Origin of the sequence: Neisseria sp. Ec49-e6-T10, from assembly GCF_051132615.1 — a bacterium.
Classification (GTDB): Bacteria; Pseudomonadota; Gammaproteobacteria; order Burkholderiales; family Neisseriaceae.
In genome coordinates, this window is record NZ_CP152375.1 from 1,711,880 (window position 1) to 1,728,625 (window position 16,746).

The 16,746-nt window shown below is 40.4% G+C and carries 14 protein-coding genes; 6 read left to right on the forward strand and 8 right to left on the reverse strand.

Annotated elements, in window-relative coordinates; all coding sequences use genetic code 11:
• The first annotated feature begins 30 nt into the window (after nucleotides 1-30).
• Both rsmI and AADH04_RS08905 read left to right on the forward strand, forming a co-directional pair.
• The gene (rsmI, locus tag AADH04_RS08900) at nucleotides 31-918 is read left to right on the forward strand and encodes a 16S rRNA (cytidine(1402)-2'-O)-methyltransferase (protein ID WP_434776935.1); all 888 of its coding nucleotides are present in this window, start codon (nucleotides 31-33) and stop codon (nucleotides 916-918) included.
• Nucleotides 915-1,463: a cysteine hydrolase family protein gene (locus AADH04_RS08905; protein ID WP_434776936.1), complete on the forward strand. Its 549-nt coding sequence runs from the start codon at nucleotides 915-917 to the stop codon at nucleotides 1,461-1,463. The genes rsmI and AADH04_RS08905 overlap by 4 nt, the downstream gene beginning before the upstream one ends.
• A 5-nt stretch (nucleotides 1,464-1,468) precedes the next feature.
• Here the strand turns inward: AADH04_RS08905 and AADH04_RS08910 are convergent, their stop codons facing one another.
• Complete coding sequence (locus tag AADH04_RS08910; protein ID WP_434776937.1) at nucleotides 1,469-2,098, reverse strand: L,D-transpeptidase family protein; 630 nt, start codon at nucleotides 2,096-2,098, stop codon at nucleotides 1,469-1,471.
• Between the two features lie 91 nt (nucleotides 2,099-2,189).
• Here AADH04_RS08910 and AADH04_RS08915 point away from each other — a divergent pair, with 91 nt between their 5' ends.
• Both AADH04_RS08915 and metH read left to right on the forward strand, forming a co-directional pair.
• A complete protein-coding gene (locus AADH04_RS08915; RefSeq protein WP_434776938.1) occupies nucleotides 2,190-3,365 on the forward strand; it encodes a phosphoglycerate kinase in 1,176 nt (391 codons plus the stop codon).
• A 309-nt stretch (nucleotides 3,366-3,674) separates the two neighbouring features.
• Nucleotides 3,675-7,361 (forward strand): methionine synthase, encoded by a 3,687-nt coding sequence (gene metH, locus AADH04_RS08920; protein WP_434776939.1) that lies wholly within the window; start codon nucleotides 3,675-3,677, stop codon nucleotides 7,359-7,361.
• A 65-nt stretch (nucleotides 7,362-7,426) separates the two neighbouring features.
• Here the strand turns inward: metH and AADH04_RS08925 are convergent, their stop codons facing one another.
• The 6 genes from AADH04_RS08925 to AADH04_RS08950 all read right to left on the reverse strand — a co-directional run bounded on the left by AADH04_RS08925 (nucleotide 7,427) and on the right by AADH04_RS08950 (nucleotide 13,354).
• Nucleotides 7,427-8,860, reverse strand: coding sequence for a c-type cytochrome (locus AADH04_RS08925; protein WP_434776940.1), 1,434 nt, complete (start codon nucleotides 8,858-8,860; stop codon nucleotides 7,427-7,429).
• A 19-nt stretch (nucleotides 8,861-8,879) separates the two neighbouring features.
• On the reverse strand, nucleotides 8,880-10,469 hold the full coding sequence (locus AADH04_RS08930; protein ID WP_434776941.1) for a GMC family oxidoreductase: 1,590 nt from the start codon (nucleotides 10,467-10,469) through the stop codon (nucleotides 8,880-8,882).
• Nucleotides 10,470-10,499: 30 nt separating this feature from the next.
• Entirely contained in the window at nucleotides 10,500-11,072 is a 573-nt protein-coding gene (locus AADH04_RS08935; protein ID WP_434776942.1) for a sugar dehydrogenase complex small subunit, read from the reverse strand.
• A 147-nt stretch (nucleotides 11,073-11,219) separates the two neighbouring features.
• Complete coding sequence (mtgA, locus tag AADH04_RS08940; protein ID WP_434776943.1) at nucleotides 11,220-11,984, reverse strand: monofunctional biosynthetic peptidoglycan transglycosylase; 765 nt, start codon at nucleotides 11,982-11,984, stop codon at nucleotides 11,220-11,222.
• 4 nt (nucleotides 11,985-11,988) lie between these two features.
• Nucleotides 11,989-12,828, reverse strand: coding sequence for a shikimate dehydrogenase (gene aroE / locus AADH04_RS08945; RefSeq protein WP_434776944.1), 840 nt, complete (start codon nucleotides 12,826-12,828; stop codon nucleotides 11,989-11,991).
• A 64-nt stretch (nucleotides 12,829-12,892) separates the two neighbouring features.
• On the reverse strand, nucleotides 12,893-13,354 hold the full coding sequence (locus AADH04_RS08950; protein ID WP_434776945.1) for a rhodanese-like domain-containing protein: 462 nt from the start codon (nucleotides 13,352-13,354) through the stop codon (nucleotides 12,893-12,895).
• 199 nt (nucleotides 13,355-13,553) lie between these two features.
• Here AADH04_RS08950 and glnA point away from each other — a divergent pair, with 199 nt between their 5' ends.
• Nucleotides 13,554-14,972: a type I glutamate--ammonia ligase gene (glnA, locus tag AADH04_RS08955; protein WP_434776946.1), complete on the forward strand. Its 1,419-nt coding sequence runs from the start codon at nucleotides 13,554-13,556 to the stop codon at nucleotides 14,970-14,972.
• A gap of 71 nt (nucleotides 14,973-15,043) precedes the next feature.
• Here the strand turns inward: glnA and AADH04_RS08960 are convergent, their stop codons facing one another.
• Nucleotides 15,044-15,835 (reverse strand): inositol monophosphatase family protein, encoded by a 792-nt coding sequence (locus AADH04_RS08960; RefSeq protein WP_434776947.1) that lies wholly within the window; start codon nucleotides 15,833-15,835, stop codon nucleotides 15,044-15,046.
• A 116-nt stretch (nucleotides 15,836-15,951) separates the two neighbouring features.
• Between AADH04_RS08960 and AADH04_RS08965 the strand changes: the two genes are divergently transcribed.
• Nucleotides 15,952-16,680: a 16S rRNA (uracil(1498)-N(3))-methyltransferase gene (locus tag AADH04_RS08965; protein ID WP_434776948.1), complete on the forward strand. Its 729-nt coding sequence runs from the start codon at nucleotides 15,952-15,954 to the stop codon at nucleotides 16,678-16,680.
• Nucleotides 16,681-16,746: the final 66 nt, after the last annotated feature.

Below are 16,746 nucleotides of genomic sequence, written 5' to 3' on the forward strand. Positions count from 1 at the left end.
CCAGTCAATAATATTACATCAGGTTTAAACGTGCAAAAATATATCGATCAGGCCAAACAGAGTTTGCTTACCCAAACTTTATATGTGCTGGCCACCCCAATTGGCAATTTATCTGATATTACCTTACGTGCTTTGGCTGTGTTGGAAAAAGCTGATTTGATTTGTGCAGAGGACACGAGAGTCAGTGCGCAGTTACTGAGCGCTTATGGTTTAAAAGGGAAACTGATCAGTGTGCGTGAACACAATGAAGCACAAATGGTGCAACAAGTGATCCAAGCATTACAAGAGAACAAAATAGTGGTGCAGTTATCCGATGCGGGCACTCCTGCCATTTGTGACCCAGGTGCGCGTTTGGTTAAAGGCGTACGAGATGCAGGTTTTAGCGTTTCTCCCATTGTTGGTGCCAGTGCCTTGGTTGGTGCTTTAAGTGTGGCGGGCATGAATGATGCCCAATTTTTCTTTGCGGGTTTTTTGCCCCCAAAAAGCAAAGAGCGGCAAACTGTATTGCAAAGCTGGTTAAAAGCCTCTTATACCGTTGTTGCTTTTGAAACGCCTCATCGTATTGAAGCGACTTTAGAAGATATGGTCACTGTTTTTGGTACAAGACGAGTGGTGCTTGCGCGAGAGTTAACCAAAACATTTGAAACCATTTTAGATGGTGATGTAGCCCAATTACTTGAACAGGTTAAAAATGACCGTAATCAGAGTAGAGGGGAATTTGTCTTATTAATAGAAGGCGTTAAGGCAGAAAAACAAACTGACTTAACGATAGAAGCACAAAATATGGCCATGGTTTTGGCAAAACATTTGCCAACAAAACAAGCGGCTGAACTGACCAGTGAATTATCAGGTGTGAATAAAAAAATAGCGTATGACTTTATTGTACAATCAAAAAATAGCGAAAGAGGTGTGGAATGAAAGCATTGTTATCAATTGATTATACTTATGATTTTGTGGCAACAGATGGTAAGTTAACCACCGCAAAGCCTGGACAAGCTATAGAGCAAAGCCTTACCTTACTGACAGAACAATTTATTCAAGCAGGTGATTTTGTTGTGTTTGCCATAGATGCGCATCATCAACATGATGTTTATCATCCAGAAAATAAATTGTTTCCCGCTCATAATCTTATTGGCACATCGGGTCGTTCATTATATGGTCAATTAGCCAATATATATGAACAACATCAAAATAAAGAAACCGTTTATTGGTTAGATAAACGCCATTATTCAGCCTTTAGTGGCACAGATTTAGATATTCGTCTAAGAGAACGCCAGATTACAGAAATTCATTTAACAGGTGTGTGTACCGACATTTGTGTGTTACACACAGCCGTGGATGCTTATAACCTTGGCTATCAAATAGTCGTACATAAAAATGCGGTTGCCAGTTTTGACCCTGTTGGACATGAATGGGCATTGAATCATTTTAAAAATACCCTAGGGGCAACCGTCATTGACTAAAATAGTTAAGGGACAATTTCAATTGGGGTATTGTTTTTAATTAAAATCCATAATTCGTCCATCACCGCATTACTTACCGCAATGCAGCCAAAAGTCCAATCTCGATTGGGCATATAACGGTATAAAGGTTCTCCTTCTTTGCCTTGTTTGGTGTTAATAGTGCCGTGAATCATAATGTCTCCACCTGCGCTCACACCTCTGTCTTGCGCCTGTTTAGTGTCTGCCTGATTGGGGTAGGAAACATGCAAAGATTTATAATAAGAACTGTTTGGGTTACGCCAGTCGATTATGTAGTTGCCTTCTGGTGTTTTGCCATCACCTTCTTCTTTTTTATGGCCTTCTGGTGCAAAACCTAAGCGAATTGCATAGCGTCGTACAATTTGATCTTTGGCTAAAAGCTCCATATAACGCTGAGCTTTATAAACCTTTATTTTGGTAATCCTTGGCAATTGGTCAACAGGCGTTTGCCCCCAGTCATTGTTTAGAACGTCTACTTGTTGTGGCTCAGACGCATCAACAGGTGTGCTTGTTTGTTCGATGGGTAAAACATCTGGTACAGGTTGATACTGGTAGAAAAAATAACCAGATGCAGCCACAATCAGTAGAGTCAATAAACCTAAAATCAGTTTTTTCATGGATTAAATCTTTGCGTAAACAGTCAACTCATACGATAATATAAGAATTTTATTTATTTTCCCAACCTTTATTTTTAAGGTGCACTAAATTATGCCTTTTTTAAAACTTAAAGAACAAAACATCACGGGTAAAAGAGTCCTTATTCGTGTTGATATGAATATACCATTAAAAGATGGTGCCATAACAGATGACACAAGAATTGTTGCTTCATTGCCCTCCATTGAATATTGCTTGGCTCAAGGGGCAGCGGTGATTGTGATGAGTCATTTGGGGCGACCCACAGAAGGCGAACCTACAGCAGAAGACACTTTGCTGCCTGTGAGTAAATGCTTAAGTGCTTTATTGAACAAACCTGTTCCTTTGTGTCAAGATTGGCAAAATGGTGTGTCCGTTGAACCTGGACAAATCGTGATGTTGGAAAACGTACGCTTTAATGTAGGGGAAAAGAAAAACAGCGAAGCATTAGGAAAAGCCTATGCTTCACTTTGTGATGTATTTGTGAATGATGCTTTTGGTACCGCACATCGCGCTGAAGCGTCTATTTATGCCGTTGCACAGTTTGCCCCTGTTGCATGTGCAGGTTTATTATTAACTGCCGAGTTAGAAGCGCTCAGCATTGCTTTAGAAGAACCAAAAAGACCATTGGTGGCCATTGTAGCAGGCAGTAAAGTATCAACAAAGTTAACCATTTTAAAAAGCTTGGCAGATAAAGTCGATCAGCTTATTGTGGGGGGAGGCATTGCCAATACCTTTTTGTTGGCAAAAGGGCATGATGTTGGTAACTCCCTAGCTGAAACAAACTTACTGAATGAAGCCAATGAAGTGATGAACCAAATGAGTAAGCATGGCGGTTGTGTACCTTTGCCAACAGATGTGGTGACAGCAAAAGCCTTTGCCGAAGATGCCAAAGCAACGCTTAAACCCATTGATGAGGTTCAAGCGGACGATATGATTTTGGATATTGGCCCAAATTCAGCACAGGAGTTAGTAGACATCATTCAAAAAGCAGGTACAGTGGTGTGGAATGGCCCTGTTGGCGTGTTTGAGTTTCCTCAATTTGCAGAAGGTACCCATACTTTGGCTCAGGCCATTGCAGAGAGCTCAGCCTTTTCTATTGCTGGAGGGGGAGACACCTTAGCAGCTATTGCTAGCTTCGGTGTAACCGATAAAATTGATTATATCAGTACAGGTGGTGGGGCATTTTTAGAGTTTTTAGAAGGCAAGGAATTGCCTGCGGTGAAAATTTTAAAAGAACGAGCAAATTGATCAGAACGGCTTGATGTAAAAAGCAATCTAATCAGATTGCTTTTTACATTTTAACCTAATGAAAAATTATTGTTTTGAAATAGGGTAAAGTACAGTATCAATGGTTTTATAAAAGTAGCTAAGACAGGAGTTTGGTGGGTTTATGCTCTTATTGAACCATAAAATTTATATATTGAGTGTAAGATAAAATCACAGTAGGAGATGGTTTAAGCCTTTTGGTTATTTAAAAATCGTTTTCTTTTTTTTGGTTTCAGGACAAGTTAAGGTATCCTTAACCCTTTATCCTTCTTTTTAATGGTCAAATTAAGCATGACTTATTCAGAATTACAACAATTACTGACACAACGTATCCTTGTTTTAGATGGCGGTATGGGTACGTTGATTCAACAAAAAAAATTCACAGAAGCTGATTTTCGGGGGACACGATTTGCAAACTGGCCACAAGACCTTAAAGGCAATAATGACCTTTTGGTTTTGACTCAACCTGATGCTATTGCACAAATGCATCGTGATTACTTATTGGCAGGAGCTGATATTTTAGAAACCAATTCTTTTAACAGTACGGCTGTGGCCCAAGCTGATTATGGTATGGAAGAGTTGGTGTTTGAGCTGAATTTTGAAGCGGCACGTTTGGCCAAAATGGTGGCACAAGAGGTGACGCAAACCAACCTAAATAAACCAAGACTGGTTGCAGGTGTGTTGGGCCCAACCAATAGAACCGCAAGCATTAGTCCTGATGTGAATAATTCAAGCTTACGCAATATTACTTTTGATGAATTAAAAGAAGCGTATCTTGTTGCCATTGATGGTTTGGTTCAAGGTGGTGCAGATTTGCTGATGGTTGAAACCATTTTTGATACGCTTAATGCTAAAGCGGCATTGTTTGCTATTGAGACCTATTTTGAACAAAAAGGCATTCAATTGCCTATCATGATTTCTGGCACCATTACCGATCAGTCTGGGCGCACCTTAACAGGTCAAACACCCGAAGCGTTTTATAACAGCTTACGCCATGTGAAACCCTTAAGTTTTGGTTTGAACTGTGCTTTAGGGCCTGATTTATTGCGTCCTCATGTGGAAACATTTAGCCAAATTTGCGAAACATTTGTGTCTGTTCATCCCAATGCAGGGTTACCTAATGCTTTTGGTGGCTATGATTTAGGGCCAGAAGATATGGCTCAAAGCATTGCTGAATGGGCAAAAGATGGCTTAATTAATATTGTGGGTGGGTGCTGTGGGACAACGCCTGCGCATATTGCGGCAATTGCTCAGGCTGTATCGACCATTGCACCACGTAAAATCCCTCAATTGCCTGTTCAGTGCCGTTTAAGTGGTTTGGAACCCTTTAATATTGATAAAAACTCTTTATTTGTTAATGTGGGTGAGCGCACCAATGTGACAGGCAGTAAAGCTTTTGCTCGTTTGATTTTGAATAATCAATTTGATGAAGCCTTAGCTGTGGCACAAAATCAGGTTGAAAACGGTGCACAAATTATTGACATCAACATGGATGAAGGCATGTTGGATGCCAAAGCGGCAATGGTGCAGTTTTTAAATTTGGTGGCAGGGGAGCCTGACATTTGCCGAGTGCCTATTATGATTGACAGCTCTCGTTGGGAAGTCATTGAAGCTGGTTTGAAATGTATTCAGGGCAAGGGTATTGTCAACTCAATTTCGATGAAAGAAGGAGAAGAAGCTTTTATTCGTCAGGCCATTTTGGTCAAACGTTATGGTGCAGCAGTTGTGGTCATGGCTTTTGATGAACAAGGTCAAGCAGATACTTATGAGCGTAAAATCAATATCTGTAAACGCAGCTATGATATTTTGGTGAATAAAGTTGGCTTTGATCCTGCGGATATTATTTTTGATCCAAACGTGTTTGCCATTGCCACTGGTATTGAAGAGCATGTGCGTTATGGGCTTGATTATATTGAAGCTTGTGGTTGGATTACGCACAATTTACCTTATGCCAAAACTTCTGGCGGTATTTCAAATGTGTCGTTCAGTTTTAGAGGCAATAATAAGGTTCGAGAAGCCATCCATGCTGTCTTTTTGTATTATGCCATTAAAAATGGGTTGACCATGGGCATCGTCAATGCAGGTGCTTTAGAAGTCTATGATGAAGTAGAGCCTATTTTACGTGAACGTATTGAAGATGTGGTGTTGATGCGTACACCAAAAGATGGGGGGGATGCCACAGAACATTTGATTGCTTTAGCTGAAACATTTAAAGGTGATGTTGCTCAAAATAAACAAGAAGATTTGGTTTGGCGTACATGGCCAGTTGCCAAAAGAATAGAACATGCTTTGGTCAAAGGCATTACCCAATATATTGAAGAGGATACTGAAGAGGCTCGTCAACAGTTACCGCGCCCTATTAATGTGATTGAAGGTCCCTTAATGGATGGCATGAATGTGGTGGGGGATTTATTTGGCGACGGTAAAATGTTTTTGCCTCAGGTGGTTAAATCTGCCCGAGTGATGAAGCAGGCAGTAGCCTATTTGCAGCCTTTTATTGAGCAAGAAAAAATTGATTTAGGGTTAACCGATGAGCCCGCACAAGCGGTTATGGTGATTGCCACCGTTAAAGGTGATGTACACGATATTGGCAAAAATATTGTGGCAGTGGTCTTGCGTTGTAACAATTATAAAGTGATTGATTTAGGTGTGATGGTTCCTGCGCAAACAATTTTGGATGCGGCAAAAGAACATAAGGCAGATTTAATTGGTTTGTCTGGTTTAATTACCCCAAGCTTAGAAGAAATGTGCCATGTGGCTAAAGAGATGGAGCGCCAAGGTTTTACCCTGCCGTTGTTGATTGGTGGTGCCACAACATCAAAAGCCCATACTGCCGTTAAAATTGCACCGAATTATCCTTCTGGTTTTGCCATGCATGTATTGGATGCTTCGCGTACGGTAGGGGTATTGTCTCAGCTTTTATCTGAGCATGGGGTTGAAGAATTTAAGCAACAGGTAAAAGATGAGTATCATCTTATTCGCGAACAATATGCTCAAAAAGGCAGTGCCAAACTTGTGTCTATTGCTGATGCGCGAGCCAATAAGTTGCCGATTAATTGGGCAGAAGAAACCATTACGCCACCCAAAAAAATGGGCGTCACCTATTTTGAAGATTATCCTTTAGAAGAGCTTTTACCCTATTTTGACTGGACTGTTTTTTTCCAAAGTTGGGAATTGGCTGGGCGTTTCCCTGCTATTTTGGACGATGAAGTTGTGGGTGAAACAGCCAGAGACTTATATCAAAATGCGCAGGAAATGTTGAAAAATATCATTGCACAAAAATGGATTAAAGCGTCTGCTGTGATTGGTTTCTTTGCTGCAAACAGCACAGCAGATGATGATATTGTGGTGTTTGATGAGCAACATCAAGAAAAAATGCGTTGGCACACCTTGCGTCAACAGTTGCCAAAAGTATCGGGTAAATACAATAGTTGTTTGGCCGATTTTGTGGCACCAGTGGACAGTGGGCGCGAAGATTATATTGGTGCTTTTGCTGTGACTGCGGGTATAGGCATCGATGAAAAAGTGGCTTATTTTGAGCAAAATAATGATGATTTCAGTGCGATTTTGCTCAAAGCGTTGGCCGATCGTTTTGCTGAAGCATTGGCAGAGCGTATGCATGAGCGTGTGCGACAGGAATTTTGGGGCTATGCTGCTGATGAGCATTTAAGTAATGATGAATTAATTGCGGAAAAATACCAAGGCATTCGTCCTGCGCCAGGTTATCCAGCTTGTCCAGATCATACAACAAAAGAGGCTCTGTTTGATTTACTTGATGTGCCTAAGGTTGGTATTACCTTAACTGAAAGTTATGCCATGTTGCCAACGGCGGCTGTTAGTGGGTTTTATTTGGCCAGTAAACACGGTCATTATTTTGGGACAGGGAAAATAATGGCTGATCAATTGGCGGATTATGCCAAGCGGCGTGGGGTGTCTATTGAACAAGCCCAAAAAGATTTAGCCCCTATTTTGGCCTAATCAATCAAAATGCCCTTATTTTAAAATAAGGGCATTTTGATCAAATAGATGAATTTTGTCTTAAGTTAACGACGTCGGCTTCTGAATTTTTGTATACACCAGATCAGTAGAGCAAATACCATTAAGCCAAATATCACGGCTAAAGCAGGGGCTGCTTTAATTAAAAAAGGTGTTTCTCCGCCTTTTTTAATGGTAGCCACTTGCCGTTCAGTTAAGACAACTTTACTTTGCCCAAAGCGATCAATCACATAATTGGCCACAGCCGCAATTTGTGCATCTGTTAATTTGCTGCCAATGCTGTTGCTTGCGACGCCAAAAGCAGGCATTAAAACGGTTTGGTCTTGTCCTGCTCTTTGTACGCCAAACGCAATTGCCATAACCAGATTATTCGGTTGCATGGCACCTACTGAAGAGTTTTGTGTTAAAGAGGGAAATTGACCATCACGAGTGCCTTCACCATTCATACCATGGCAGCTTGCGCACGCAGCATTATACAGAACCGCACCATCCAATTCATTTATATTGCCTTTTTGGTTATTGTTGTTGCCTGTTTCAATTAATGACACCTCTAAAGGTTTTGCTTGTGTAATGGCATAAGAGGCCAGTGTTTGATTTTTGTCGTGAATAGGTGTCACTGTTTTTAGATACAAGGCGATGGCATTTAAGTCTTCATCGGTTAAATGTTTTAAGCTCTTTTCAACGGCTTCGGCCATGCCTCCTGCAGCTTGTCCTTTATTAGGGACATGTCCGTTTTTAAAATAAGTCACTAACTCTTCATTGGTCCAGCCGCCTATGCCACTGATTGGATCAGAGGTAATGTTTGGTGCAAACCAGCCATTGACAACTGAACCAGACAAATATTGCTTTTGGTCTGAAGCCATAAATGAGTTTCGTGGGGTATGGCAAGTGCCACAATGGGCTAAGGCATCAACCAGATAACGGCCACGATTAATTTCATTAGAGACAGTTGGATCATTTTTAAAAGACGCTTTATTTAAAAATAAACCATCCCAAACAGCCATCATACCGGGCGCATTAAAAGGAAAAGACAGCTTACTTTTTGCTTGCGGAGCTTCATCAACTGGTTCGACTGCATTCATAAAGTAAGCATATAAAGCATGAATGTCTTCATCTGTTATTTGACTGTATTCAGTATAAGGCATCGCTGGGTACAAGCGAGAACCATCTGCTCTAATACCCTCTTTGATTGCTTTTTTAAATTGTTCTTCTGTATACTGCCCAATACCAAATTGTTTGGATGGGGTAATATTGCTGGAAACAATGATGCCCATTGGCATGGGAAACTCATATCCTCCAGCAAAAGGTGTGTTTTCTGCTCCTTTGGCAGTATGGCAAGCCATACAATCTGCTGCACGAGCAAGATAGGTACCTTTATCGATTAATTGCTGGTCTGCTGCCATGGACAGTTGCGGGCTCAGTACAGCTAAGATAATGATGCCGCTTTTTAAGAAGGTTTTGATTTGGTCAAGATAGGCCATAATGTTGTTGTTCCTTCTTTTAAAGTTCAAGAGCAATAGTGTCAGCCAGTCTAATACTCAGTGCGACACCTGTCAGTGTGGGGTTAATAACGCCTGAAGCAGGAATCACTCCTGTTGTGGCTAAAAACAAATTGTCATGGTCAAAGGTGCGACAATGTTTGTCCACAACGGCGTCTTTAGGGTTACTGCCCATAATGACCGAGCCCATAAGATGATCTCGGTTTTGCCAACCCGTATTGTCTTGTACCACTTCACCGCCCATAAGTGAGACAAATTGATGATAATCTTTCATCGCCACATCTCGTGCAGCTTTGACATAATCATCAACTTCATAGTGAACCGTTAACATCGGGATACCCAAAGCATCTTTTTTTGTGGCGCTCGGTCTGACCGTGTTACTGGCATGTGGCAAAATTTCAAATACAGTGGAAATATCAACCCATCGTTCTGTATCAAAAGTGATTCTTTTATCCAGTTCTGAACCAATAATCCCTTGGCTCAATAAGCGCTTGGTCACAGGAACATTGGGTACACCATTACTGACAGCATGTTTAATGGCTGAATGTTGTCGTCTAAATGGGCCATCACGCCAATTAAAAATCCCCCCTTGTTGTACTGGGCCTCGTCCAGTCCAAAGTGGTTCATCTGCCATAAATTGTAAGCCCATTCCCGTATGATCCATTAAATTGCGCCCGACTTGATCTGATGAGTTGGCTACATCTGAAATCAATAATAGTTTAGGTGTTTCTAAACCATGTGCTGCGACAATAAAATATTTGGCACTTAAACGAACATCATCTCCTTTTGAAGATTTGTAATGAACAGCGACAATTTTATTGTTTGCCCCTTTTTCCAGTTTATAGGCTGTTGCATCGGTAATGAGTTTTGCCCCTAGTTGTTCTGCTTTTTCGGCATGCACGTTGCCACTGTACATCGTACCAATTGGGCATACTGGCATACAATTATTGTTGCCTTGGCAGGCGGGGCGCCCATCATAAGGTAAGGTTGGGCGAGCATTAGGTTCATGGATAAAATGAAAACCATGAGGTGATAAACGTTCTTTTAACCGTTTGAATAAATATGTTTCGCCTTCAGGAGGCATAGGGTAAGGTTCCGAGCGAGGAGGGAAGGCTTTTCCTCCTTGACCACTTTGGTCGTCTTGATTGTTCCCTGCAACGCCTAATGCCTTTTCTGCCCTGACATAATAAGGTTCAAGTTCTTCATACTCTAAAGGCCAGTCTCTACCAACACCATAGAGTGTATTTAACTTCATGTCATTGGGTAGATAACGCCAACATGCTGCAGCCCAGTGCCAAGTGGTTCCGCCAACCAGTTTAAGCATACCCGGTTTGAAGTTGAAGGACCCTGTGTTTTCAATATAACCTTCCTCATATGATGTTCTGGCCCAAGGCTCATTAGGATAAGGATCGTTATAATTGCCTTTGCGTGAAGAGTTGCGAAAATTATCCACGATTTTCCAGCGGGGAATGCGTTCGCCTGCTTCTAAAATAATGACTGATTTTCCCTGTTTAACCAGCTCATATGCGGCATTACTGCCTAAAGCGCCTGAACCAATTACAATTACATCTGCGTCATACACAGTACTCATGGTGTTCTCCCAATATCATTATTTTTTTGTTTAGCCAAATTTAGGCGGGTTGACCCAGTAGTTTGTTCCCCACTTCATGTAGGAGGGAATCACCAATGCATTTTGTGTGGGCAAATACATCAGTGCCTGCGTGTATGTGATGAAAACAGTATTGTCAGTTGCAACTTGATCAACGGGTGTGCCTGCATAACCTAAATACCAAGCTGAAATAATGGTTAGAGCTGTTTCTTTTAGCTCTGGTTGTTCAAATAGAGTAGATGTTTTAAAGGCATCCACATCATGAAGCTGCGCCCATCGAATTTCTTTTTCCAGAAATTTTGCTTTTTTGGGAAATGATGAATCAATTTTGCTGAGTGCTTCCAGTACTCTGTTTGCCAGAATAGGATCTAACTGTTTGCCCGTTAAAAATTGGGAAAGCTCAAGAAACTTGACTTCGTGATTTGCAACAATACTCATGGGGTCTTTTTGTGCCAACGCAAATGGCACAACAGAAGACGCGAATAAGACACCTAAAGAGGTTAATAAGGTACGACGCGTCATACCCGATTGGTGTGCGTTCTGTTCGGCTTCGTTGATTAAGCCTTTTTCTTTTAAACTATTCATGCGATAGCCCCTTGGTTGAGACACTGAATATATATTTGTTTTAAGAATAACAGTTTTAGCTAAAAATGTAAGTAGATAATTTAATAAATTTTATATTTTTTTTAGATCATTGATTAAATTAATTGATAAATTGGGTGATCTTAAAACCTAATTGGTTTTTCTACGGTTTTTTTTGCGTTTTGATTTTTTTGTCTGTGTTTGTTCAATGGCTTTTTCTTGTGCTTCATCGGGAAGTTGGGCAGAACCTAAACGACGTAAAATAATATTGGTTTTATTACTTAAACGTCTATCTTTAGGGTGATCATCATAATAGCGGGGATTGGTCACCATTGCAGCCAAACGTGCTGCTTGAAAAGCACTTAAAGATTTTGCCTTGCCATCAAAATGATATTCGCTGGCCGCATCCGCGCCATAAACACCATGTCCCCATTCAATCACATTCAAATAAAGTGCAAAAATACGTTCTTTACTCATATTGCCTTCTAACATTAAAGTAATGAGCGCTTCTTCTGCTTTGCGAATATAGCTTTTACCTTCCCATAAAAATAAATTTTTAGCCAATTGTTGACTAATGGTTGAACCTCCTGCACTCACTTTACCTGTCTGAGCATTTTTTTTCATGGCATATTGGATGCCTGCCCAATCAAAACCTTCGTGCTGGGTAAAGCGGGCATCTTCTGATGCAATCAGTGCTCGTTTTAAATTAATGGAAATATCGCCATAAGATACCCATTTGTATTGTAAAACCGCTTCTTCATCTTCGGTTTTTAAGACACGCATTTGATGACGCATAAACGAAGTTGTTTCTGGGGCAAGTGCACGCCAAGAAATAATATTGCCTAAAATGTAAACATTGAACAATATGAATAAGATAATAGGCGAAACACACAGCCAAAATAGCTTACGTAGCATGATATTAATTCTCTTGTGCTAAATGAGCACGTAATTGTGTAATGACGTTTTGTGTGTTGGGCATAAAGCCTTGCCATAAATAATAAGAAGCTGCCGCTTGTTCAATTAACATACCCAAGCCATCGGCCAAATATTGCGCACCATGTTGTTGCGCCCAAACTAAAAAAGAAGTGGGTTTGCTGCCATAAAACATGTCATAGGCCATTGAGGTAGAACCAAAAAGATCATTAGGTAAAGGGAGCTGTTCTTCATGTAAACTGCTGGATGTCCCATTAATCACCAAATCAAATGCTTCTTTATGTTTGGGTAAGTCATCGTAAGAAGTGGCTTTGATTGCGCCCCAGTGTGCGAATCGATTGGCTAAATCTTGCGCTTTATTCAGCGTCCGATTGACAATAACCAAGGAAGCTGGGCGTTGCAGTAATAAAGGCTCAATAATACTGGCTACTGCACCACCAGCACCTAAAATTAAGACGTGTTTTTGGGTAATAGAAAAGTTTAAATTATCTTGAATATCGCAGATAATCCCTTCGCCATCAGTTGTATCCCCCAACAATGTGCCATCAGGCATTTTTTTTAATGTATTTACCGATTGTGCTGCTTGGGCTCGTTCGGTCAAGGTATCCGCTAAAAGAAACGCTTCATGTTTAAATGGCACAGTAATATTAACGCCTAAACCGCCTTGATGAAAAAATTGCTGGGCTGTATGTGCAAAGCCATCAAGTGGGGAAAGTATTTTTTCATAAGACAGCTCAACATTTTCCTGTTTGGCAAAGTGTAAATGAATATCAGGTGAGCGACTGTGCGCAATCGGATGACCAATAACACCATATTTAAAAATCATATTATGCAATCTGACCAAATAAAAATCACACTTTGCCTGTTTTTTATAAAACTTTCAAGCTTATTTAGCTCTGTATCCAAGGTAAGGCAGATGCTTTCCAACCATTGACGCAACCGCGGTGCCCTGCTGCATTTTTATCCCCTTCAAAACCATGCTCAATATTGATAAGATGAGTATAGCCAATGGCAGTTGCAGCAAGTGCGGCATCATGAGAGCGAGCGCCTGTTCTGCACAACAAGAAAATGATTTGATCTTTTTTGGTTATTTTTTGTAACTGTTCTAAAAAATGTTCATTGGTTTTCATCCCAGGAAAAGATTTCCACTCAATTAATACCGAATCGGGAACATGTCCTACAAACTGGAACTCTGCTTGAGTGCGTACATCAATCAGGATTGCGTCAGTAGTTTGTTGCAAAACAGCCCAAGTTTCAGCAGCTGAAGCTAAACCATAATAAGGTATGCCATTGGTTTTCGCTCTTTCGGAAATTTCTTGTAAAAAATCGGACATAATTTTTTCTTCTTTCATAATTTATTTTCTTTTTTGAACAAAATTTTGTTGTTTTTTTTGTTTAATCGAACATTATCAAAAATAATACAACAAAAACGAAATGCAAAAAAAATTTAAAATTTCTATCGACAAGAGTCAATTTTATGGCAAAATGAACCATGTTGCATCAATTGATCGATATTTGTTTTTTGCGCCCTTTCCCTGAGGAGAACAGTACATGTCTGCAAGCAAGGTTTTAACTTTATTAAAAGAAAATAACGTCAAATTTATTGATTTACGGTTTACCGACACTTTAGGTAAAGAACACCATGTTTCTATTCCTGCTCATGTTGCGTTGGATGATGTTGAAGAGTGGTTAGAAACAGGACAGCCATTCGATGGCTCTTCCATTGCTGGTTGGAAAGGTATTCAAGCTTCAGATATGTTGTTGATCCCAGATTCAGAAACTGCTTTTTTAGACCCATTTTATGATGAACCAACTTTGGTTCTATCTTGCGATGTCATTGACCCTGCTGATGGTCGAGGCTATGATCGTTGTCCTCGTTCTGTGGCCAAACGCGCTGAAAACTATTTGAAATCAACTGGCATTGGGGATACCGCTTTTTTTGGTCCTGAGCCAGAATTTTTTGTGTTTGATAGTGTGCAGTTTAAAACCGATATGTCAGGCACTTTCTTAAAAATCAATGCAGAAGAAGCCGCATGGTCTTCAGGTGACAGTTTTGATGGTGGCAATACGGGACATAGACCTGGTGTGAAAGGTGGGTATTTCCCTGTGCCTCCAGTCGATTCAGGTCAAGATTTACGTTCAGCTGCCTGTTTGATTATGGAAGAAGTGGGTATTCCTGTTGAAGTGCATCACCATGAAGTGGCAACAGCTGGTCAAATGGAAATTGGTACCCGTTTTAGCAGCATTATCCAACGTGCCGACTGGACCCAAATGACTAAATACATTATCCGCAATGTGGCGCATAATTTTGGTAAAACAGCTACTTTTATGCCTAAGCCTATTGTAGGCGACAATGGTTCTGGTATGCATGTGCATCAGTCAATTTGGAAAGATGGGCAAAACCTATTTGCAGGAGAAGGCTATGCGGGCTTATCTGAAACAGCTCTTTACTATATTGGTGGCATCATCAAACATGCTAAGGCATTAAATGCTATCACCAATCCAAGTACCAACTCCTATAAACGTTTGGTGCCACATTATGAAGCGCCAACCAAATTGGCTTATTCTGCTAAAAATCGTTCAGCTTCCATTCGTATCCCTTATGTGGCTAGCCCTAAAGGGCGTCGTATTGAAGCGCGTTTCCCTGACCCAATGGCAAACCCATATTTATGTTTTGCTGCTTTATTGATGGCAGGTTTAGATGGTATTCAAAACAAGATTCATCCAGGTGAAGCAGCAGATAAAAATTTATATGATTTGCCTCCAGAAGAAGATAAATTGATCCCAACTGTTTGTGCTTCTTTAGATGAGGCATTGGCGGCTTTGGAAAAAGACCATGAATTCTTGGTTAGGGGTGGCGTTTTTAGCGAAGACTGGGTTCAAAGCTATATTGAACTTAAAATGGAAGAGGTGAACTTATTACGCATGACCACTCACCCAATTGAGTTCCAAATGTATTACAGCTTATAAGCTATTTATTGAACGATAAAACAAAAGTCCATCCAAATTTAGGATGGGCTTTTTATTTAAATTTTTGATTTTTACTGGTTTTGTCTTACCCACCTTGTCCATGAGCGAAAAAGTTCAGGTTGTAATCCTGCAATTACAGAACGTTTCCATGTGTGTAGGCCGCTCCATAAATCGTCTTCTTCTAAGGTGGCTACTTGTCCACCAGCTTCTTCCAAAATTAAAGAGCCAGCAGCATAGTCCCACAGTTTTTGACCACCGTGTAAATATAAATCATAGCGACCAGCCGCTAAAAAACACCAGTCTAAAGTGCTGCAACCCATATTACGTTGGCTTGCACAAGGGCAGACGGTTTGCAAGCGACTAACTAATTTACCTGGCCACAAATATTTTGTATCCACCCCCAAAATAGATTCCGACAAATGATTAACGTGTTGTTTTAAGGGTAATGGTGTGTCGTTTAAGAATGCACCTTGCCCTCGTTGAGCATGGAAAAACTCAAGACTGATTGGGTTGAAAATCGCACCAATTTGTGGGCGAGCATTTTCTATAAAGGCAATAGACAAGGCAAAGTGGGGAATACCATTAATAAAATTAGTCGTACCATCAATGGGGTCAATAACCCATAAACCAGAGTTTTTATGTTGATGCCACAAAGTTTTTTGTTCTTCTGATGTCATTTCTTCGCCCAATACAGGTGCGTTAATGACATCTGGTAGACCCAAACTTAATGCTTTTTGTGCGGCTAAATCCGCTTCTGACAATAAAGAACCATCCTTCTTTTTACAGGAACCAACATTCAAAAAGCGAGACATCACTTCTTGTTTTGCTACTTCACGGATAAGACTGGATAGTTGATTGATCACAATATAATCCTCTATATGCAAATTTGGAATAATCAGAAAAAACAGGCACAATATACCATTTTAAACACAATAAATGATACACCTATATAGGTGTATCATAGCGAAGAAGACAAACAATGGCACGTTTTTTTGTTCCTTTTGTATTAAATATAGACACACTTTACTCACTACCCGATGAAGTGGTACGTCATGTTATGGTGCGTCGCTTTAAACAAGATGAAATCATCGAATTGTTTAATGGTGACGGGTTTGTTTACCAAGCAATCATCACTTCTTTGAGCAAAAGATCTGTAGAGGTATTGATTACACAATCTGAGAAAATAAACAATGAGTCTAATTTACATATTGGCTTGGCCCAAAGCATCTCCAGTGGGGAGCGTATGGATTTTACTTTACAAAAATGTGTAGAGCTTGGTGTCAATGAATTCTGGCCCATTCAGACTCAACGCAGCATTGTACAATTAGACGAGAAAAGAGCACAAAAGCGAGTCATGCGTTGGCAGGATATTGTGGTCAGCGCTTGTGAACAAAGTGGTCGTACAACGGTGCCAATTGTGCATCCTATTACAACATTTGAACTGTTTTTAAAGCATTTGCCCCAACAAACCAAACATATTATGCTTAGTGTTGTGAAAAAGCAGTCATTAAAAAATTATTCAAAAGAATTGGATCAAAATAGCTGGTGTTTGTTGGTTGGGCCTGAAGGTGGTTTAACTGAGCTTGAAGAGCAGCAAGCAATGGATAAAGGTTTTGAGCCAGTTACGCTAGGTCCTAGGGTTTTGCGAACAGAAACTGCGGCAATTGCAGCTGTCAGTGCCATGCAAACTTTATGGGGAGATTTTTAATATTTGGGCTTAATAATAGCTGTTTTGTGATTTAAATATTGAATCAATAAACCAAAATGATCAGAT